We start from the raw sequence: 21,903 nt of genomic DNA, 5'->3' as shown, positions 1-21,903 counted from the left end.
TTCTACTAGAGCAAAGGGGATGCAACATGAATCATCTCTCAATGGAACGGGTCCTGGAACGCATCGTTCAATCGGAGCAATTCGATGAAATGCGAGTCACCAGAGATCAGGTGCATGAGATGTTTCGGGAGCATCTCCTTTTTTCCTATAAACCTGAATTAGGTAGTCAGATTAATCAGGTTCATGATGCGTTGATTCAAAGAACGATCGAGATCGCCGAGCATCTCCTTGAGGATGAGGGTTATGGGAAGCCTCCTACACCTTACGCGTTTATTTTGTTGGGCAGTGGCGGCAGACGAGAGCAAACCCTATGGAGTGATCAGGATAACGGTCTTATCTATGAAGAAAGTGACCAGTATGATCATGAGGAATTGGATGTTTATTTTGAAAAGCTGACTTCTTACATTCTCCATGGTTTGGATGTGCTAGGTTATCCGCCTTGTGAGGGGAATGTCATATCCAGCAATCCGCAATGGCGCCAGTCATTGTCTGGCTATCATGATATGATGCTTCGCTGGCTAGAGGAACCGACTTGGGAGAATGTTCGTTATTTATTGATTTTGGCTGATTTTCGCTGTATTTACGGTTCGAAGGATTTGGTGGCTAAGCTGAAACATGCTTTCTTCGATTATGTACAGGAACATCAGCATGTTCTGAAACATTTACTGTCTAATACGCTGCATCACAAAATATCGCTAGGGGTATTTCGGAATTTGATTACCGAACGCTATGGAGAGGATGCTGGCGGGTTCGATATCAAGTATGGCGCCTACATTCCCATCGTCAATGGGATTCGCCTATTGGCTATCCAAGAGGGGATTGCAGCGACTTCTACGATGGAACGGATTAGCCAGTTGAAACAATTGGGCAAGGTTTCGGAGCAAATCGCAAAAGATTGGGAAACTGCTTTTGGCATCGCCTTGCAGCTGCGGGATATGACTCCTTTTCAGATCGAAAATGAGAAATATACGACCAGAGGCAAGCTTCGTGCCGTTCAGTTAAATAAAGAAACGCGCATCTTGTTGAAGCGATGTTTGCTGACGGGCATGGATTTACAGAAATATGTGATGAAATCGATTGAACACATAGAGAGAGAAAAAGGTTAGATCTCTGTTGCAACCGTTACATGCGCAAGGCGATGTCGGTTGTCAACTTACGAAACGGAGTCCACGATTCAGGGCGTAAGGAGAGATGGCACGGATGAAAGATATGCGTCCAGCAGGCCGAATGTGGCATTTGTATAAAATGGGAGGGCTCACGCCAGCGCTTACATCGATGTTTGATGTGCAGAGCGCGCAGCAGATGGCTTTTATACGTTCTATGCTGAAGGAGCAACGGAAAGATTCCTTATTTGAAATCCCCTTGCATTCGATGGAGATAGTCGTTTTTGACTTAGAGACGACAGGATTTTCTCCCTATAACGGTGATGAAATTATTTCTTTTGGTGCCGTATCCGTTATTGGCGGTGAAGTGCAGACGAAAGAAACATTCTACCGAATGGTGAACCCGAAACGCAAGATACCTGACGAGATTGTGCAGTTAACGGGAATTACGAATGAAATGGCAAGTGATGCGCCGGATTTGATCAGTGCGTTAAGTGAGTTCTTGGAATTTGTACAACAGAAAATCTTGGTTGCGCATGCCATAGGACATGATAAAAATTTCTTGAACTCAGCTTTATGGCGAACGTCTAAAGTGAGTTTATCCCATCGTGTGTTAGATATTATGATGATTGCAAAGTGGCTCATGCCGAAAAGAAAGAATCTGAGTTTGGACTCTTTGCTTCACGCCTACGATGTTCCGGTTACGGTTCGACACCATGCCCTAGAGGATGCCTTGATGACGGCAGAGCTGTGGTCACGATTGATGAATGAAGTTAAAGCAAGAAATGTGGATACTTTAGGCGATTTATATGCCTTACTAAGCCATCATTGACCCCGAACGAGCGGAAGCTTGTGATAGGTGGTCGTGATGGTTTTTTTTAGTTGATAGACGGCCAATTCAGGCTGGCTAGGCTTTAGTAAGGATAAGATCCAATACGATGGGATCGTGTGCCAAAGGGTTTGCAAATCCCGCTCAGAAGGGATGGCTGCCGCGGAAGGATGGGAATGAAACAATCCGATCACGGGTTGCTTGTCATTTTGCAAATAGGGAAGTAATTCGAGGGGGTTGATTGTGAATTCTCTTGCTGGATCACCTGCCAGATTGCTCAAAGGGAAGAACTTGCTCGCTTGCAAATGATCACCATGGTTAACGCCAACGATAATTCCGCAAGCTTCTGCGGGGAGTGCTTCCGTGCTATAGGCCACTATGGCATCATAAAGCATGTCTGATAGATAGACGTTCACACGATCACTCCTCGCTGTAGAAAGCATGGAGTTAGTATATCATGTCTGGGGCTTGATAAAGAAGAACACCAAGGCAAGCATAGCGAGAGCTAAGGCGGATACCGTCGTGAAAAGTGTTATGTGTGAAATGCTCATGAGCCATCCGAACAAAGGTGGGCCGAAGGCAACGCCGATGAAACGAAGGCTATTGTACAAGGAAGTGATCATACCGCGCTGTTCACGTTCCACGGATCCAGTAATCATCGTGTTTAAGCAGGGGAGGAGCAAGCCAGTCCCAATGCCGCTGAGTGAAAGAAGACCTATGAATACATAGAGGTTCCCATTTAGGAAAATGGCTAGTGCAAGCGAAACGGTCATCAGGATGAGACCAATGTTCATGAGCCAGCGCATGAGCTTGCCGTTTTGTTTGATTTTAGCGCCAGTTGTATAAGAAGTTATGACAAGGCAGAGCAGCGGGATAGCAAGGACTAGTCCCTTGCGTACGCCTTCGATGTTGTAGGGCTTCTCCTCTAAGATTTGGGAGAGGTAGAAAAGGACGCCGAATAGAATGAAAAGCGTGATGGAGCCAGCGAAAAAGGCGGGCAGCAGCCAGTGACCTTTGCTTTTCAAAATAGATGCAATTTGTTTCAAATATGGCTTGAGAGACTGCGCTTCTTTCTCTTTGGCGGGCTCTTTGATCATGAAGATTACCGCCAGTAAGGCTAATAAACAAAAGATCGGGAAGGCGAAAAATGGCGCGAACCAAGTAATTAGTGCTAGGAGGGAGCCTAAAATGGGACTGACCACTTTGCCTATTCCGTTCGAGGCTTCTATTAATCCTAGCGCTTTGCTCGCTTGAGGGCCTTTGTAGATATCGCCGACGAGCGCCATTGCAATAGGGGCTGTACCGGCTGCTCCAAGCCCTTGTATAGCGCGTGCGGCGATGAGGATAGGGAAGGAGCCCCATACGGCTCCGAGGCCTGCTAGTACCCCTGCGGCTCCGTATACGATGAGGGAAGGGATGATGACAGCTTTGCGTGTGAAGCGGTCCGAGAAGTAGCCTGAAACAGGGATGATGATGCCAGCCGTTAATGAGAACAATGTGATAACCAGCGAACTTTGGAAGCGGGAAATGCCCATTTTGTCCTGCATATCCGGCAGCACGGGGACGAGCATGGAATTGCCAAGCACGAGCACCAAGGGGATGGAGGCGAAAGCAAGATATTGCCAGACGCTGCCTTTTTCATTCGAACTGGATTCTTTGCTATTGGATGGTTCATCATGCTCATAAAAATTCATTTTACCTATCGCAGACTTACCTTTATGCTTGATGGCGGCTTGTTTCATGAACGTAATCCTTTCATCTCCAAGAATAGGATTACTTTTCCCCATTTGGATGAAAGCATACTAAAGCTCGTCCCATTGGAATTTTAGGTGAAATGGAGATAATATAGAGAGAATGGAGGGGAATCGTGTGAAAAAGAATCTCATCGTCATGGCATTCGTCCTTGTTGTGGCAGGCTTGGCCATTTATCAGAATGTGCAGCATAAGGACGAGCAAACCATGATGCCGACGGAACAAGCGGCCAAGGTCAATTTCTTAGCGCCATCCTTTACCCTGCAAGGGCTCGATGGGAAGGACTATACAGTGGGCGGCGCACGTGAGAAACCGATGTTTGTGAATTTCTGGGCATCCTGGTGCGGTCCTTGCGAGGAAGAAGCGCCTGATTTGGTCAACTTATATAACAAGTATGAAGGAAAATTTGATCTCTATGCCGTCAATGTGACGCCTGGAGATAAGATGGACAATATCAAAAAATTCGTGGAGACCTACAAGTATTCATTTCCTGTGTTGCTCGATAAACAAGGCACGAACGCAGATACGTACAATGTCATTGCGATTCCTACGAGCTTCTTGATTGATAGGCATGGCGTTATTCGTGAAATCATTCATGTACTCTCGCCGAAAGAGCTCGATCTGAAAATGGCCAAGCTCCTGGAAGAGTGATGAAAGAAAAAGCTGCAAGTAGACGAGGAAAACTCGCCCTTGCAGCTTTTATTAGTGATTAACAAGTCCTAGACGTTCTTGTTGGTCTTTGTTTACTGGCTCTACACGTTGTCTGCTGATGAGCGCGTAACGTAAGCTGTCCACCAAAGCATACCAACTCGCTTCAATGATGTTGCTCGATACGCCGAGCGTGTTCCAAGTCGACTTGAAGTCGGTTGTTTCCATCAACACGCGAACTTTGCCGGCTGTAGCCCCTTTTTCATCAAGTACACGCACCTTATAATCGGACAGATGAATATTCTTAATGTCAGGGTAGTATTGAATAAGTGCTTTGCGCAGCGCATTATCCAGTGCATTGACAGGTCCATTTCCTTCTGCCGCGGTGTAAATCGTTTCACCATGTACCTTAACCTTAACGATAGCTTCGGAAACGACAGCTTGATTCGCTGATTTCTCCACGAGCATTTTGAAGGATTCTAATGTAAAGATTTCTTCAAGCCCTTCGAAAGCTTCCCGCAGTAAAAGCTCCAGTGTTGCATCTGCGCCTTCGAATTGGTAGCCTTGATGTTCCATTTCTTTGATCTTCTCAATGATTTCTTTGGTTTTCTGATGTTCCTTGTTGAAATCTAGGTTAAGCTCTTGCGCTTTCACCAGCACGTTGCTTTGACCAGCTAGTTCAGAGACAAGAACGCGTTGTTTGTTCCCGACAAGCTCAGGCTTGGTGTGCTCATATGTACTTGCATCTTTGAGGATGGCAGATACATGAATGCCGCCTTTGTGTGCAAATGCAGCGTTACCCACATAGGGTTGATTAACCGGCATATGCATATTGGCGATTTCGCTGATATATCGGGAAACCGAAGTTAGGGTTTGCAGTTCTTCTACGGAAATCACTTCATAGTGAAGCTTTAGTTGCAAGTTGGGAATAATGGAGCTTAAGTTGGCATTCCCACAGCGTTCGCCATACCCGTTAATGGTACCTTGAACTTGTCTTGCTCCTGCTTGTACGGCTGCAAGTGAGTTCGCTACACCTAATTCACAATCGTTATGCGCGTGAATGCCTACGGGAGTTGTTACACTCTTCGTTACAATGGAGACGATTTCGGAAACCTCACCTGGTAAGGATCCGCCATTCGTGTCACAGAGAACGATCCAATCTGCCCCCGCGTCTTGCGCCTTGCGGATGGTTTGGAGTGCGTATTCAGGGTTGTTCTTGTAGCCGTCAAAGAAATGCTCTGCGTCATAGATGACTTCCATGCCACTCTTTTTCAGAAAAAGAACGGAGTCGTAGATCATATTCAAATTTTCTTCGAGCGTCGTTTGGATCGCGGTGGTCACGTGGAAATCCCATGATTTTCCGAAGATCGTCGCAACGCTGGCGCCAGATTCCACGAGACGATTTAAATTAATGTCGTCTGATGCAAGTGAATCTTTGCGTCTTGTGCTTCCGAAAGCAGTAATCTTGGCATTCTTGAATGTCATGCTGCGAGCGCGTTCAAAGAATTCAATGTCTTTGCTGTTGCTGCCCGGCCATCCGCCTTCAATATAATGAACCCCAAGCTCATCCAGCTTGCGGGCAATTTTAATTTTATCCTCGACGGAAAGGGAGATTCCTTCTCCTTGTGTCCCGTCTCGAAGGGTGGTGTCGAAGATTTTGACTGATGTTGGCATAGGTTCCTCCTTCAAAAGCTAGCAAAGTGACTTCGGTGTCTGTTCTGTTTGTGAGTTAGCTTGCTTTAAAGCGCTAATGTATAATTTACGATTATAACATAAGTGCGCAGGTAATGACATCATAACGTAAAAATGCGTTTGCTTGAATGATTATTTTTTTGTATGCTGATTTTGGCTCTGAAAATCGTGTAGAACTGGGAGGAAATGTAGATGGAGTCCGTCAATCATCATTATCCCAAGCAGGGAAGAGTCATTTTACATATTGATATGAATGCCTTCTACTGTTCGGTTCACGAGGCGGTTGAGCCTGATCTCTATAAAGGTAAGCCAATCGCTGTAGCGGGGAGTGTCGAACTTCGTAAAGGAATTATCGTCACTTCATCGTATGCTGCACGGCGATTAGGGATCAAGACAGGCATGCAAGTTAGGCAAGCGATGAAATTGTGCCCCGATTTAATTCTAATCAGGCCTGATTTCGATCTCTATCGAAATTTCTCTAGAAGATTTATGGGGATTGTTTATGGATATTCACCATTAGTAGAATCTATGTCTATTGATGAGTGTTTTGTAGATATCACAGGATCGAAACAGTTCGGGACGCCGATTGAGATTGCGAACAGCATTCAGTTGAAAATCATGAAAGAGCTTGGGCTTCCTTGTTCGATTGGTGTCGCGCCGAATAAGCTGCTGGCGAAGATGGGTTCTGATATGAAAAAGCCGAATGGCATCACCGTGTTAAGGTTAAGAGATGTGCCCGCAGTGTTCTGGGATAAGCCTTGCCATTACTTGTATGGCATCGGGAAGAAAACGGCCGAGAAGCTTACTAGACTAGGGATTCACACGCTAGGACAATTGGCCGCCGGAGATGAAACGCTGTTAAGTAAGCATTTCGGGGTTTTGGGTGCGCATTTGAAGCGTTCTGCCAATGGTATCGATACATCCCCTGTTAACCCTGAACATGAGCAAAGCAAGTCGATCGGTCATACGACCACGCTGCCACGGGATTATACAGATCGTCACGAGATCCATCGTGTCATGTTAAATTTGGCGGATCAAGTCGCGCGCAGGTTGCGAAAGCAAGAACTGATGACTTCTACGATTCAAATTACGATTCGTGACCCTGAGATGAGGACGATCACGCGATCGTTGACACTTGGGACCCCGACTGAACATATGGACGACATCTATCGGACTGCTTGTCAGTTATATGATCATCATTGGGAAGAAGGGAATCCCGTTCGATTGTTAGGTATTACATTGCAAAGTTTGACGGCCAAGGAAGAATCTTACGTGCAGCTGGACTTATTTGATTATGAGAAGCAGCCGCGCAGAGAGAATTTGAATCGGGTCATGGACGGATTACGCGATAAATTTGGTGAAAATGTGATTCTCACAGCAGGGATGATGAGTGATGATCCTTCCTCCTTAATTCGGAATCATAAAGTCAGAGGAACGTCGTTGCAAATGGACCATTTGCGGAATAATCCGCTGCATAAAGAGGGAGGTGAAGGGTGAAAGATGGCGCATTCCATAGGGCTGGCGGGATATTCGAATAGTGGAAAAACGACACTGCTAAGCGGACTCGTCGTTGAAATGAAGCGCCGCGGACATCGCATTGCGGTAATGAAACACGATGCGCATGGGCATTATAAAGAAGCAGTGGGAGCGGATTCCACGGCTTTCGTTGATGCTGGGGCGGATGCCGTCATCACACTCTCTCCCGATGCGGTTCATGTGTATGAACGGAAAAATGCTCCTTCATTAGACGAGCAACTTCTTGCTTATCGGCATCTGGATTATATTTTTATCGAGGGATTTAAGCGGGAAAAACATCCGAAAATTGCCGTCTATCGTACGATAGAACAAAGCTGCATTATTTCGGAAGTGGTACCAGCACCAATCGCAATTGCAACAGATCTGGCAGTGCAAGAAGCGGAGGGGAGCTATCCGCAATTCAATTTAAATGATATCGCTGGAATCGCCGACTTCATTGAGCAGTATTTTAAAGATTGTCAATTTTAAGGTTTGAACTTTGTCCGTATTTATATTATATTTTACAATGAGGATAATTTGAGGAGGAGTAGAAACATGGCTAAGTATACATTCGTTGATAAAGATACTTGCATCGCTTGCGGCGCTTGCGGAGCTACGGCTCCAGACATCTATGATTACGATGATGAAGGTTTGGCTGAAGTGATTTTTGATGGAGATGGTAACAAAGGGGTAACTGAAATTCCTGAAGATCTATTCGACGATCTGCAAGATGCTCAAGATGGATGCCCAACTGACTCCATTAAAGTTGCGGATACACCTTTCAACTAAATCATTAGATTTTGTGGATATTCTACAAAATGTCGAAAGAGCTCGTTTCCTGTGAAGGAAACGAGCTCTTTTTTGGTCGAAAAGCGTGAAATTTGTAACAATTTATTGCCAATTCCTAGTTCCCATCTTACAATAAAGCTAGTAAAGATGGGGAGGATTATATGGGTAAGAAGAAATGGATTAAGACTTTAGTAGTAGGACTACTTTTAACATTGATATCGACATATTTCTACACGGTGAGTTCTAGCGGTTTATTTTACTTTGTAGAAGGTCCGCTCCAAGATAATTTACGCAAAGCGAAATCGATTGATGAACGTCAGCCTGATGATCGGATCAAAATTGTTAAGATCGACGAGAAATCTCTCTCAGCCATTGGGAAATTCCCGTGGGATCGAAGTACATATGCGAAAGTGATTGAAAAGCTAGAGCAGTCGGGGGTTGCGGCGATCGGGATCGACGTTGTATTAGCGGAGCCTTCCAAGAATCCAGCCGATGATAAGGCTTTAGCTGACGTGCTGGCTAAGTATTCGAATATTATTTTGCCTATTCAAATCAACTATCCTTCCAAGCAAAAACAAGCAGGCGATCTCGTTCCTGAAACGATTGATTACCCCTCCTCCACACTCACGACCAAAAGCAATCAGATGGCTCACATCAATGTGCTTGTTGATAAGGATGGCAAGGCAAGGAAGTTGCCTGTCGGCTTACCAGATATCAAAGGTTCATACATACCCGCATTTAGCGTTGCGTTAGCAAATCTAGTTTTAGATGAGAAAGAGAAAATCAAACGGGATGAGACAACGGGTGAATGGATGCTCGGCAATACCATCATTCCAACAAATGAACGGAACCAAGTAACAACGGAATTCTATACGCAGCCTAGACAAAAAGTAGATGCATCCACAGGCTATGAAATGTTATCCTTTGTTGATGTCATGAATAGTACGAAACCGTTGCCGCTAAAGGGAAGTATCGTGCTAGTTGGGCCATTCGTAACAGCCATGCAGGATGAATATCCGACACCGATCTCCTCGGTTAAGATGTTTGGGATTGAAATTCATGCCAATATGATTCAAACGTTGTTAGAAAGCAAGTTTTATAAAGATGCTTCACGGCCTCTTGGGGTAGGAAGTATTCTACTTATTTCATTACTAGCTATTTTCTTATTTGATAGATATAGAGGGAAGACAGCGCTTTTCATCTTCATAGGGATGTTCGTCATCTATGGCGGCATTTGGCTGGCTTTCTATACCGTGAGCTCCATCTTCATACCGCTTATTTATCCGCAATTTGCTTTGGTTTCCATTTATGTGTGGTCCTTAGTCAGTCACTATCTGGAAGAACGGAAAGAACGGAATCGGGTTACAGGTATTTTCGGGCGATTCGTTTCTAAGACGGTGGTGGACGAGCTCCTTCAATCTGGGGAAGATGTGAAACTAGGCGGCAGCCGAAAAGATATTTCACTTATCTTTGTCGATATTCGCGGGTTCACGCCGATGTCTGAACGCTTGGAACCTGAACAGGTTATTCAAGTGCTTAATGAATATTTGGATGTGTGTACGAAAGCGATTTTTAAATTCAATGGTACGTTGGATAAATTCATTGGCGATGGTGTCATGGCGATGTTCGGTGCACCGATCGAGTATGACAATCATCCAGAAATGGCAGTAAGAGCGGCTATTGAGATGAAATCTCAGGCGGATATACTTGAACAGAAATTGATCCGAAACTATGGGATTGGCGTAAAGTTTGGTCTAGGGATTAACAGCGGCCCAGCCGTCGTTGGTAACATAGGGTCTGAAGATTTAAGGCTGGATTACACGGCAATCGGGGACACGGTTAACTTGTCTGCCCGTCTCGAGTCTAATGCGAAGCCAGGACAAATTTTAATTAGTGAACAAACGTATGAACGCGTTAAAGGGCTATTCGAGATTGAAGCCATTGGCGAAATTAAGGTCAAAGGGAAAGAAAAACCGGTTGCTGTCTATGAAGTGATCGGACATTTATAATCAGGATTGCTGGGAGGCATGCAGAGTGGGAATGACGAAGAAATCATTTTTATCCGTCTTATTAAGCTTCAGTTTATTATTTAGTTTGTTATCCGTGTTAATCGTTAAGCCTGTGGATGCGAAAACGGTCCGTGTTGCGCTTATTTCTGAACTGTCAGGTGATGTCACCGTGAAAAAAGGCGGCGGCTCCAAGGTTTATGATGCTTATGAGAATATGAGTTTGAACCAAGGCGACACCGTTTATACAGGTGATGATTCTTCGGTAACGCTCAATTTAAGTAGTGGCGATGCGGATGTTACTTTAGGCGACAATGCGGAATTAAACGTTTCTGATTTGAATTCTTCGAATGGAAACAAGAAATCCAAGCTTAAAGTGTGGGCGGGATCTATGTGGGTGAAGGTGAAATCATTAGCGGGTGCTGATGATGAGTTTGAAGTTGAAACGCCAACAGCAGTCATGGGTGTTCGCGGAACGCAATTCTATGTCTTCGTTGATCCTGTATCTGGCCAAACGAAAATGGCTGTAGGTTCAGGGAGAGTTTCGGCTTCTACAGTCACATCCAATAGTGATGATACGCAAACGACAACGATTACTTATTTGAACCCTACGCAACAGATCACGATGGATGGTCGTAATGAGACGGATGATCTCGGCTTGAAAGTCGAGTTCCTGGATATCGATGAGTTTATCAAGCAAGCTTCACCTGAAATTATTAAGGAATTAATCCAGAATAAAGCTGAAATCGATAAAGAAAACGCAGAGTTTGTTGAGAAAAAGAAGAAAGAACTTGCGGATGGGAAAGTAGTGGATGACCAAACTTCTCTTTCAATAAAGAGTTTATCCGACTTGGGTAAAGTCTCGAGCAACTTAGAGAACTTGGTTGGCAACATTGCTAAAAAAGCGTTGGACGACAAGAAGTTGAGCAAGGATGAGATCGATAAAGCAGTAAAAACTGCAAATGACAAAATTACGGATACGACCAAAAAGCTAGATTTGAACAATGTTAAGCCTCTCGATAAGACTGCTGGGGTTGATCCAGATGCAGAAGCTAAGAAGCAAGAGGCGCTTAAAAAGCTGGAAGAAGCAAAGCTGAAAGCGAAGTTGGAGAAGGAAAAAGCAGAGGAAGAGGCTAAGAAGAAGCTGGCGGATGCGCTAAAAAAGCTGGAAGAGGAAAGGAAAAAGCTGGAAGAAGCGAAGAAAGCCGCAGAAGATAAGGCGAAGGCTGAGGCGGAAGCAAAGCTGAAGGAAGCTTTGTCTGCGAAAGAGAAGGAAGAGTTTGAGAAAGCGAAATCGGCGAACGATGGTAAGACGACAACGACTACTACAACTGGAACAGGTAACTCGAATAGTGGAAGTTCAACAGTTACTCCTCCATCTGTAAGCTTAAACGTTCGCGATGCGCAAACACATGAGGGAGAGGGGACATATACGACCTTCAATTTAGACGTAAACTTGTCTGATTTCACTGGAATTTATGGGGTAGAAGTTCATCTCTTGTATACAGGGGATGTTTATCCAGATTTGTCGACCGTAGAGGGAGATGGTCTGGAAAATGGAACAATTTTTGACTCAAGTACAAGTGCTGACTATTTTAATCACTATGGTAATTATACAAGTGGAGAATTCATCTATGCTGTAACGAAATACGGTACAGTTGATAACACTGTAGCATTCACTGGAGCTAAAAAGCTGGTTACTATTCCGTTGGGGGTTTATGGTTCGGGTCAAGTTTCGGTAGGTAAAATTGTGATCGTACGTAAGGATGGTACGGTAGTTACACAAATTCCAATTGATGTAACAAAGATTCTACCAGTCCATGTTGGTTCAACTAGCACATCTAATACTACTGTTCCACAAGCTTAATTTTCAGTAAGTAAAAGGAGATTCTCATGAAACCATTAAAGCATATATTTGTTTCAAGTTTACTCATTGCGACTTTCCTTGGCGGCTCATCAGCCTTTGCAGCTGGTTTGGACGCGGACGCTTTGAAAAATAGTAACGGTCAAATCCTCTCTGATGTTTCTACATTGGCGGGGATCGGAGAGTTTGACGATATCGACGGAGGTGTACTGCAAGCAGGTTTTCGCGCTCCAGGGAGCGTTTTACAGCTAGCAGACGGCAGCATTTTGGTCGCTGATTCGCGCAATCATGTGATTCGCAAAATTGCCGCTGGACAAGTAACGACTTTCGCAGGGCCTGCAATCGCTGTCTTGAAAAATGCACAAGGTTTCCCAACTGGAGGACTCGTCAACGGGAAGGCATCGGAAGCCTTCTTTAATGAGCCAACAGGTCTAGCGGTTGATCGTAACGGCAACGTCTATGTGGCGGATGCTGGCAACAATGCGATTCGTAAGATTGATGGAAATGGCATGGTAACGACCCTTGCTGGGAATGGCGTCCCTGGAAATAAAGATGGCAAGGGGGCGGACGCATCGTTTAACCATCCAAGCGATATCGCCGTTGCCAATGACGGTACGCTGTATGTGGCGGACTCCCTGAATCACACGATTCGTAAAATCGCAACTGATGGAACGGTTACTACGCTAACTGCACCTGTGAAACGCGTTATTCAAATTCGTCCAGGCGAAGCATCCTTTGCTGGGGAATTCAAGGATGGGCGTCTTGCGGAAGCTTTATTTAACGAGCCATCTGGTTTAGCAATTGACGCAAAAGGAAATCTCTATGTCAGCGATACAGGGAACCATGTAATTCGATATATTGACTTGGGGACAGGTCTTGTTTCAACCGTAGCTGGCTCAACACCGAGCTATGAGAAAAATGACCTGTATGCAGCAGGCGATTTCGCAGATGGCGATGCGCTGAAAGCAAAGTTTGATTTTCCAAAAGGAATCACTGTGACTTCAGAAGGCGGGCTTCTGGTTGCGGATAGTCTAAACCACTCTGTTCGCTATTTACTGAATGGACAAGTGTCTACTCTAGCTGGAACACTTCAAACAGGTGAAGCGGATGGTGTTGATCAAGCGGCACAGTTCTATAATCCGACGGATGTGCTGATTACAGCGCAAGGGAATATCGTTGTTGCAGACATGTCGAACAATAAAGTACGTAAAATTGCGCCGTATCAGTTGCCGTCCAGTATTGCAGCCGATTCGCAAGTGAAAGTCGTCAGTGGCAATAAGCAGATCGAATTTGATGCGCAGCCGGAAATTGAGAATGGACGAACGATGGTTCCTGTGCGGGCGATTAGCGAGACGTTTGGCTACAAAGTTTCCTATGCTGAGCGAGACGGGAAGAAGATTGTTGAGCTCTCCAAAGGCGCAGATTCCGTTGAATTGGTGATCGGTGAAACGGGCATTGTTCGCAAGCAAGCTGGAAAACCAGATGTTAGCGTGAAAACCGATGTTGCACCATATGTGAAACAGGATCGCACGTATGTGCCTGTTCGCTTCTTTGCAGAGCAGATCGGCTTAGATGTACAATGGGATGCGCCGCATCATACGGCGATTCTACGTGTGAAATCTTATGTGAAATAAGTCGACACATGGAAAGAGAAAGCTTGGCATAGGGAGTAACTCCTCTTGCCAAGCTTTTTTTATCTTCACCTTTTGGAAGAATATGCCGATAAAAAGGGAGTAAAGCTGTTAGGATTGGAGGCGATGAGCGTGAAGAGAAATCAGCGGAATGAGCAGCTAGAGCGATTTTTCCAACATAATCCGATTGAAGATCCGATGTATCTGAAGAAATATGTGAAAGATCATCCAAATCATAAAATGGCTTGGTATTTATTAGGCAGAGAGTACACGGCGCAAGGAAAAGCGGGAAAGGCTGCGTATTGCTTTGCACAAGCTGGTGAAATATATGAGGCATTTGAGCAACAGACAATCAGGCTGGAGGACGCTCCCGCACTACTGAAGCAGCCAGAGGCTGTCAAACGTCGTCGCGGCGGAAAGCGCAGACTATTGGCGCTTCTAGTAATGTTCTTGCTCATCACGCTTGTTGCTGGCCAGGATTTTGCGAATACGCAAGGCCGAGAACAGGCGTTAAGCGTACAAGAGGAAGCGAAGACAGAAACTATAGCAATGACACCGCAGAGCAGCGGGGTTGCCCATGGTCAGTCCTTGGTCTATTCGGACGGCGAATGGGGGAAGCAGCTGCAACAAATTGTGCAGTCCTCATCGGGGGGCTCTGAAGAGGTTGTCCTCATCGAAGCTTCGGGAAGCAAAGGAGGGCAATGGAAGGAGTGGCACCGTTCACTTAAGCCTATTCTTAGCGTAACCAAGCCTGCATCGGCTGGAAGCGAGGCTGCGCTGAAATACTATAATTCTCAAACTTGTGCTTGCCAGGCGGTAGATGGTTCGAGTTTGCAACCGGCGATTTCATCTTGGATGCGGGAACGCGAAGAAGCCATTGTGCTGCAGAGCGCGATTGGGGCATATCTGAGCAAGATGGGCGTCCTGCCAGATCAGTCTGCACAACTGACGAAACCGTATCCTGATAATTTGCTGCCAGGGTTAACACCTCAAATGAAAGAGGGATTTGCCGCTGCTGTAGCGCGCCTCAAGGCCGCTGCGCTTCCAACGGTAGACTCCTCAGGATCAAAGGGAGAAACGGGTGTTGAGAAGCCAGCAGGGAGCAGCACGGCTAACCCTGCGCAATCGCCTGAAGGATCTGTACGACTACCGGCATCCGCCGCGGCCCCTCTCGTAGAACCTCTCCGGATCGTAATCGATACGGAACAGCATCAACTCGCCGTTGTCAGCGGTACATTCATCCTTAGACGCTATCCCGTTGGTTTAGGTGGAAGTAAGACACCGCAGGGCGATTTCATTATTAGTGAGAAGGTTCGTAACCCAAATGGCAAATCCAATGGGGAATTTGGCAGTAGAGGGATGACTTTGTCTAATACGCTTTATGCCATTCATGGGACGAATAAGCCATCAAGTATCGGGAAAGACGAATCGCATGGATGTGTGCGGATGCTGCAAGCGGACCTGGAGGAATTATATGATATGGTACCTCAAACAACGAAAGTAACGATCGGTAAAGGGGTTTTGCCAGAGTCAACATTTGATCCTGGTAGCGGCCTTGGGGCAGGGAGTGGAGATCCTAAGCGGGCAATTCAACTGCCGTTAGAAACGAAGGATAATAATCCGAAGAAGACATATAAATGGCTGGACTAGGCATAGGTTGATTGGGAAGGGGGAGAGAGCTAGATGGAATCTGGCTCTCTTTTTAATGCTTGACAGAAAAACAGAAAGCGATTACAATTCAAATTGTGAAGAAAACAATCATTTTAAATGAATCATTTGTTCAAAATGAGCAGTAAAGCCATTAAGATAATAACTACCAGGACTATAGATCCTGTCCAGTAAATGGCTTTCATATTCACTTCATTTTTCGGTCTGCGTGAAGCTGCAACAGGTTTACGTTTGGACATCAGGATCACCTTTTTCATTAGGATTAAAAGAGATGAGACTATCATATCATAAGATAGCCTAATCAAGAAAATGAAAAATGAGCGTTTTAAAATAAGTATTGACGTTCATGTCATTTTATTGTAAGATTCAATCACACAGAACACGCAAAACAATCGAATATGTCAGTTTTAATAACATGTTACCGCAAGGGCATTAGTTATTAGAAGGAATGCAAGTCTTCTTCTATAACTATGCCCTTTTTATTTTGTCAAAAAAGTGATTTATGAAAGGGGTTGGTTGCAAACAAATTGCCAAGATTTACTGACGGGTTCAACGCTTTACCAATAAATAAAGTAGATGAATTAAAAAAGGGAGAAGATGATCAGATGAACATGAAGAAATGGTCAACAATTGGTTTGGCAACATCTATGGCACTAGTTGCTGCGGGTTGCGGGAAAGCAACACCTACAGAAACAACAAAACCAGCTGCGTCCGTAGCTCCAACTGCGGCAGCATCTGCAGCTCCAACTGCAGCAGCAGCGAAAAAACTTTCCGGTGATTTTGAAATTCAATACTTCGTTGGCGGTTACGGCGACAAATGGTGGAAAGCAGTTATTGCTGACTTCCAAGCAGCTAACCCTGATTTGAAAATTAAAGAAAGTGCGGGACCAAAAATCAACGAACAAATGAAACCCCGTTGGATCGCTGGTAACCCACCTGATTTCGTATACATCGACGGACCTGAGTTGTTCGACCGTCAATTGGTTACGGATGGCCAGCTAGATGATTTGACAGATTGGCTCAAAGACGCTAAAAACGTTGATGGCGAGAAAATCATGGATTTGCTTGCTCAAAAACCACAAGAGTTTGATGGCAAGATGTACAACATTCCTTTCGTAATGAGCGCATGGGGTATCTTCTACGATAAAGCCCTGTTCAAAGACAAAGGTTGGGCTGAGCCGAAAGATTTCGAAGATTTCCTAGCTGTAAGTGAGAAAATTAAAGGTGCTGGCATCAATCCTTTCATCCACACTGGTAAATATCCGTACTACATTAATGGTGGGGTGCTTTATCCAGCTATCGTTTCTGCTAACAACAATGACTACAAATTGCTGCAAGATATGTCCACAAACAATCTTGAAGCTTGGAAAAACCCAGCAATTATCAAAGGCTTAAACAAAATCGTTCAAATGCGCGACAAAGGCTACATCGACAAAGCATCCGTACAAATCAACCACACGGATTCCCAATCCTTGTTCCTTCAACACAAAGACGCGTTCATCCCGAACGGTCTATGGTTACCAAACGAAATGGCGAAAGACGTTCCAGGCGGCTTCGACTTCGGATTCCTTCCATCCATCACGCAAGATAAAGGTGGAAAAGTTGTAGCTAATACGTCCACATCCACTTTCGCTATTCCGAAAAAAGCGAAAAACAAAGATGCAGCTAAAGCATTCATGCAATTCGTATTCTCCAAAAAACAAGCTTCTCAATGGGCTGAGCTAAGCGGTGCTCCATCCAACGTTAAAGGTGACATTTCTTCTTCCAAAGCTCCTAACTTCGTTAAGGATGCTGCGAAATTCTTATCTTCACCTGATACTGTAGTAGTACCAACTGTTTCCTTCGCTGCAGACGTAGACAAAGCAATGCAGGATGCAACTCTTGCCTTGACAATCGGTACAATTACACCTGAGCAATGGGTAACTCGTGTAACTGAAGTTGTAGCTAAACAAAAGAAATAGGAACTGAATGAAGCAGTGCGGAGAACATCAAAGGCTTAGCTGCCTAGGGCGTTCTCCGCCATTTTAACGAGAGGACGGTGACGATCGAATGAAGACCAACGCGAAAAAGCTGAAACGGAATTTGTTCATCGCTTCATTCATCATTCCGACTTTTCTATTCTTCTGCGTATTTACGATATATCCCGTTATACAGGCGCTACAGAAGTCGTTTTACGATTGGTCGGGTATGTCTGAAAATAGCGAGTTTATTGGGTTTGATAACTTTGTTGAGATTTTTAAAGATCCAATTATTCTTAGAGCGATTGGAAATGACTATTTCCTAGTTGTAGGTAAAGTGATTGGAATTATGATTCTGGCGACATTCTTCGCCGTGGCATTGACACGTTTTAAACTGAGAAGTGCTGGATTCTTCCGTGCAATCTTCTTCATCCCGAATGTCATTTCAGTCGTCGTTATCGGTGTGCTCTGGAATTTCATTTACAATCCACAGATCGGTTTCTTGAACGCATTCTTGTCTCTATTTACCGAAAAGAAAGTGGATATTACTTGGTTAGGTTTTCCGCAACACACGATCTGGATGCTTCTGCCACCTACAATTTGGGCAGGTATCGGCTTCTATATGATCCTAATGATTGCTGCAATCGTGAATATTCCTGCTTCCTACTACGAGGCAGCTAATATAGACGGAGCTGGTCAGTGGTCGCAATTCCGCCATATCACCATGCCGCTCATTTGGGAGCAAATTAAAGTTTCCGTCGTCAATATTGTTATTACAACACTCAACGGTTCCTTCGTTATTGTTCAGTTAATGACGAACGGCGGACAGCCTGATAATACAACGCAAGTTATGGGTTCTTATCTGTATCGGATGGCATTTCAACAGTATCATTTCGGTTATGGAGCGGCCATTGGTGTCATGATCCTAATCGTGTCACTCATCACGACATTCATCTTGCAGCGTGTCATGCGCCAAGAGGCAATCGAAATGAGCTAATGCTATGTTAAACAAAGATACTGAAGGAGGGGAACCACTTAATGACGATCAAAAATCCATTAGCCAAATTGCTTGTATGGATTATACTTGCGATATGGACGGTCGCGGTGATCTATCCACTCTTGTGGACATTGCTGGACGCGCTTAAAAATAATGAGCAGTTTTTCTTGAATGCACCATGGGCGTTGCCGAAATTTCCATTACTATGGTCAAATTTCTCTTATGTATGGAGCAAATATAACTTTGGAACGTACTTCATGAACTCCATTATCGTGACAGTAGGAAGTACGTTGCTTGGGATGATCCTTTCTGCAATGACCGCGTACATTTTAGCGAGATATGAGTTTAGAGGGAACAAAATTCTCTACACCATTTATATTTCAGCCTTGATGATTCCGTTTGCGCTTGCGTTGATCCCTTTGTTCTTCTTATTAAATGATTTGCATCTCATCAACACTTGGCTGGGATTGATTCTCGTCTACGCTGCGCTCAATTTGCCATTCGGAATTTTCTTGCTTATCGGCTTCTACAAGTCGCTTCCGAAAGAAATCGAAGAAGCAGCCATCATTGACGGGACATCGCATTACGGAACTTTCTTCCGCGTTATGCTGCCGTTATCACAACCAGGCTTGATTACGGTCATGATAACGAACATGCTTAATAACTGGAATGAATACTTCTTAGGGGTCGTTCTAACGAACGAGCCTACCAAGTACACATTGCCGATTGGTTTAGCTGTTATGCAAGCAGAAATGCAATACCGTGTAGAATGGGGGCCATTATTCGCGGGCTTGCTGATCACGACTTTGCCGACTCTTATTGTATATATGATTTACCAACGCCAAATTGCAAGCGGAATTACGGCTGGAGCCGTGAAATAAGAATATGGCAATGCATAGAAAAAACACCTTACCCAAGAGGAATTTATCCTTTCGGGAGGGTGTTCTTTCTACTATAATTGGGATAGGGAAGAGCAAACAAGAAACGGCCAAACTTGTGGGCTAAAGGTGAATCTGATGAGTGTAATGTATGGTTTTCAGAAGATGGGGCGCTCTTTAATGATCCCCATTGCGGTGCTGCCGGCGGCATCCATTCTTCTTCGTATAGGTAAAATGACGTTTCATGATCCGTTCCTTGTTCATGTAGCTCAGATTTTTGAACTGGGTGGGAGTGCAATTTTTGATAATCTTCCTTTTCTGTTTGCCATCGGGATTGCGATTGGCTTAACATCTGGCGATGGCATTGCGGCGCTTGCGGCAGCTGTCGGCTACTTAGTTTTTGACAATGTACTAAAACATTTCCAAGTGGGGTCATCGGTTTCAGAGCCATTGGATATGGGTGTGCTTGGAGGAATGATGGTAGGAGGATTTTCCGCGCTGTTCTTCAACAAGTTTCAACATATTCGATTGCCGAAAGCGCTTGGATTTTTTGGAGGTAAACGGTTCGTCCCCCTCATTACATCGCTAGTGATGGTTTTCCTAGGTGTACTCATGGGTTTTATATGGCCTCCCGTTCAGAGAGAGATTAGTCATATCGGGATGTGGATTGTAGACAACGGAAACATTGGGGTATTCATTTATGGTGTGATGAATCGATTGCTCATTCCAACAGGTCTCCATCATGTCATTAACAATATAGCTTGGTTTCAAATTGGCGATTTCGTGACGCCAGCAGGTAAAACGGTTCATGGCGATATCTCACGATTTTTCGCGGGAGATCTCACTGCGGGTATGTTCATGACAGGTTACTATCCCGTAATCATGTTCGGATTGCCAGCAGCCGCATTAGCCATGGTGCGCAGCTCAGCCTCGAAATCCAAACATTTTATAGCACCAGTGATGTTAAGTGCTGCGTTAACTAGCTTTCTTACAGGGATTACAGAACCGGTCGAATTTGCCTTTATGTTTGTAGCACCTGGCCTTTACGTGATTCATGCCCTTCTAACTGGCTTTTCCATGCTGATTATGAATATTCTTCAGGTCAAAATGGGGTTCGGCTTCTCAGCGGGATTCATTGATTTCCTACTGAATTGGCATTTGGCAACGAATCCATTCTGGATTCTTATCGTAGGCGCAGGTTACTTTGTCCTATACTATGCCACCTTTCGGACGTACCTGCACTTCTTTCCGATGAAGGGCTCCGTGAAGGAAGACTCAGATCAACAAGAAGATGACCAGCAGGTAAGTTTGATTCCAAGTGAAGATCGACCCGCGGCGATTCTCAGGCAAATTGGCGGAGCTTCCAATATTATTTCCGTTGATGCCTGTATCACTCGGTTAAGATTGTTTGTCAAAGAGGAAGTTCTTGTGAAAGACAACGAACTGAAAGAGCTTGGCGCAATCGGTGTCATTCGACTTGGAAAAGGGAATGTCCATGTGGTGTTCGGAACGGAATCCGAACAAATACGTGAAAGCATTAAGCCATTGCTCCTATCCAAATAGATTAGATCAGGACAAACCTAAGTATGCGGAGGTGTCTTATGATTGAACGGACGATTATACATGTTCTTTCCCACAATGTCGTGATGTCGCATCTGAGTTCAGGTAAAAATTCCATCGCCTTTGGCAAAGGGATTGGTTTCAAAAAAACACCTGGCATGACGATTAACGAGGCTGAGATTACACAGGAATTCCTCCTACATACTTCTGAAGTGCTCAAGAATTACGAACAAATATTGAATGCAGTTGATTTGAAAATTATCGGGATTACCGAGGAAGTCATTGCCTATGCGCAAAGTATGTTGGAAGGTGACTTCTCGGAGACAATCCATGCTTCGCTCGTAGATCACATTAACTTTGCGGTTGAGCGGCAAAAGCGCGGCATTTTCATCACGAATCCTTTTGCTTATGAGATTGGTTATATGTATCCAGAAGAGTACAAAGTAGCTAAGAAAGCGGTCGAGTTTCTGAATGAGCACTTGGATGTGAAATTGCCTGAGGATGAAGTGGCCTTTCTAACGATGCATTTCAATAGTGCGCGTAAGAAAGAGCAAGCATCGGACTCACTAGCGGTAGTTCGCGTGGTTTCACAGACGATTGAAGCGGCCAAGGAGCTGGGCTTTTACTTTGATGATTCCTTCTCAACCCTGCGTTTCATCAGTCATTTAAAAGGTGTTATCGAGCGTGTGAAGCAGAAGAAAACACTTCAGAATTCCCTGCTGTCCAAGATAAAAGAAGAATACGGCGACATCTATGTGAAGGCAAAAGTACTCTCCCTCATGCTAAGTGACACATTGAAAATCGAAGTGCCAGATGATGAAACTGGCTACCTAACGATGCACCTTGAACGTCTGCTGCAACGCACAGAAGTGTAGCATAAATTGAATAGTACACATGTATTCCCTAGCAACCTCAGCGGAGCGGGGATTTTTTGTGTGAAGAGGCACTCTAGTACGACCGTGGATTGCATATTTTTACGTTGTCAGCTAAACTGACTGTTAGAGTACTTAGAG

The 21,903-nt window shown here is 44.7% G+C and carries 19 protein-coding genes; 15 read left to right on the top strand and 4 right to left on the bottom strand.

The window, feature by feature from the left end; all coding sequences use genetic code 11:
• Positions 1–26: 26 nt before the first annotated feature.
• Entirely contained in the window at positions 27–1,106 is a 1,080-nt protein-coding gene (locus MJB10_RS18975; protein ID WP_314797218.1) for a DUF294 nucleotidyltransferase-like domain-containing protein, read from the top strand.
• A gap of 94 nt (positions 1,107–1,200) precedes the next feature.
• Positions 1,201–1,935: an exonuclease domain-containing protein gene (locus MJB10_RS18970; RefSeq protein ID WP_314797216.1), complete on the top strand. Its 735-nt coding sequence runs from the start codon at positions 1,201–1,203 to the stop codon at positions 1,933–1,935.
• Here the strand turns inward: MJB10_RS18970 and MJB10_RS18965 are convergent.
• Both MJB10_RS18965 and MJB10_RS18960 read right to left on the bottom strand, forming a co-directional pair.
• Complete coding sequence (locus tag MJB10_RS18965; protein WP_314797214.1) at positions 1,929–2,348, bottom strand: M67 family metallopeptidase; 420 nt, start codon at positions 2,346–2,348, stop codon at positions 1,929–1,931. The genes MJB10_RS18970 and MJB10_RS18965 overlap by 7 nt on opposite strands.
• 39 nt (positions 2,349–2,387) lie before the next feature.
• On the bottom strand, positions 2,388–3,626 hold the full coding sequence (locus MJB10_RS18960) for an MFS transporter (RefSeq protein WP_314805739.1): 1,239 nt from the start codon (positions 3,624–3,626) through the stop codon (positions 2,388–2,390).
• Positions 3,627–3,801: 175 nt separating this feature from the next.
• On the opposite strand from MJB10_RS18960, the gene MJB10_RS18955 reads away from it, so the two are divergent.
• Positions 3,802–4,335: a TlpA disulfide reductase family protein gene (locus tag MJB10_RS18955; RefSeq protein WP_314797212.1), complete on the top strand. Its 534-nt coding sequence runs from the start codon at positions 3,802–3,804 to the stop codon at positions 4,333–4,335.
• Between the two features lie 51 nt (positions 4,336–4,386).
• Here the strand turns inward: MJB10_RS18955 and cimA are convergent, their stop codons facing one another.
• Positions 4,387–6,006: a citramalate synthase gene (cimA, locus tag MJB10_RS18950; protein ID WP_314797210.1), complete on the bottom strand. Its 1,620-nt coding sequence runs from the start codon at positions 6,004–6,006 to the stop codon at positions 4,387–4,389.
• 210 nt (positions 6,007–6,216) lie between these two features.
• Here cimA and MJB10_RS18945 point away from each other — a divergent pair, with 210 nt between their 5' ends.
• From MJB10_RS18945 to MJB10_RS18915, 7 genes are all read left to right on the top strand, one after another.
• A complete protein-coding gene (locus MJB10_RS18945; RefSeq protein ID WP_314797208.1) occupies positions 6,217–7,521 on the top strand; it encodes a DNA polymerase IV in 1,305 nt (434 codons plus the stop codon).
• Between the two features lie 3 nt (positions 7,522–7,524).
• The gene (mobB, locus tag MJB10_RS18940) at positions 7,525–8,028 is read left to right on the top strand and encodes a molybdopterin-guanine dinucleotide biosynthesis protein B (RefSeq protein ID WP_314797206.1); all 504 of its coding nucleotides are present in this window, start codon (positions 7,525–7,527) and stop codon (positions 8,026–8,028) included.
• Positions 8,029–8,094: 66 nt separating this feature from the next.
• The gene (locus MJB10_RS18935; protein WP_029193460.1) at positions 8,095–8,328 is read left to right on the top strand and encodes a ferredoxin; all 234 of its coding nucleotides are present in this window, start codon (positions 8,095–8,097) and stop codon (positions 8,326–8,328) included.
• 161 nt (positions 8,329–8,489) lie between these two features.
• Positions 8,490–10,337, top strand: a complete 1,848-nt coding sequence (locus tag MJB10_RS18930) for a CHASE2 domain-containing protein (protein ID WP_314797202.1) — start codon at positions 8,490–8,492, stop codon at positions 10,335–10,337.
• A gap of 31 nt (positions 10,338–10,368) precedes the next feature.
• A complete protein-coding gene (locus MJB10_RS18925) occupies positions 10,369–12,201 on the top strand; it encodes a FecR domain-containing protein (protein WP_314797200.1) in 1,833 nt (610 codons plus the stop codon).
• A 26-nt stretch (positions 12,202–12,227) separates the two neighbouring features.
• A complete protein-coding gene (locus tag MJB10_RS18920) occupies positions 12,228–13,832 on the top strand; it encodes an NHL domain-containing protein (protein WP_314797199.1) in 1,605 nt (534 codons plus the stop codon).
• Between the two features lie 129 nt (positions 13,833–13,961).
• Complete coding sequence (locus MJB10_RS18915) at positions 13,962–15,479, top strand: L,D-transpeptidase family protein (protein WP_314797197.1); 1,518 nt, start codon at positions 13,962–13,964, stop codon at positions 15,477–15,479.
• Between the two features lie 122 nt (positions 15,480–15,601).
• On the opposite strand, the gene MJB10_RS18910 is transcribed toward MJB10_RS18915, so the two are convergent.
• On the bottom strand, positions 15,602–15,736 hold the full coding sequence (locus MJB10_RS18910) for a hypothetical protein (RefSeq protein ID WP_314797196.1): 135 nt from the start codon (positions 15,734–15,736) through the stop codon (positions 15,602–15,604).
• 366 nt (positions 15,737–16,102) lie between these two features.
• Here MJB10_RS18910 and MJB10_RS18905 point away from each other — a divergent pair, with 366 nt between their 5' ends.
• The 5 genes from MJB10_RS18905 to MJB10_RS18885 all read left to right on the top strand — a co-directional run bounded on the left by MJB10_RS18905 (position 16,103) and on the right by MJB10_RS18885 (position 21,765).
• Entirely contained in the window at positions 16,103–17,458 is a 1,356-nt protein-coding gene (locus tag MJB10_RS18905; protein ID WP_314797194.1) for an ABC transporter substrate-binding protein, read from the top strand.
• An 88-nt stretch (positions 17,459–17,546) separates the two neighbouring features.
• Positions 17,547–18,452 carry a carbohydrate ABC transporter permease gene (locus tag MJB10_RS18900; protein ID WP_314797192.1) on the top strand — a complete coding sequence of 302 codons (906 nt, stop codon included), beginning with the start codon at positions 17,547–17,549 and terminating at the stop codon, positions 18,450–18,452.
• Between the two features lie 41 nt (positions 18,453–18,493).
• Entirely contained in the window at positions 18,494–19,333 is an 840-nt protein-coding gene (locus tag MJB10_RS18895) for a carbohydrate ABC transporter permease (RefSeq protein ID WP_314797191.1), read from the top strand.
• Between the two features lie 144 nt (positions 19,334–19,477).
• Positions 19,478–20,893 carry a PTS transporter subunit EIIC gene (locus MJB10_RS18890; protein ID WP_314805736.1) on the top strand — a complete coding sequence of 472 codons (1,416 nt, stop codon included), beginning with the start codon at positions 19,478–19,480 and terminating at the stop codon, positions 20,891–20,893.
• A 38-nt stretch (positions 20,894–20,931) separates the two neighbouring features.
• Complete coding sequence (locus tag MJB10_RS18885; protein WP_314797190.1) at positions 20,932–21,765, top strand: PRD domain-containing protein; 834 nt, start codon at positions 20,932–20,934, stop codon at positions 21,763–21,765.
• The last annotated feature ends 138 nt before the right edge of the window (positions 21,766–21,903 follow it).

Origin of the sequence: Paenibacillus sp. MBLB1832, assembly GCF_032271945.1 — a bacterium.
GTDB classification, from domain to species: Bacteria; Bacillota; Bacilli; order Paenibacillales; family NBRC-103111; genus Paenibacillus_E; species Paenibacillus_E roseopurpureus.
Note: the sequence above shows the minus strand (reverse complement) of the source record. Positions and strands in the feature narration are given on the sequence as shown.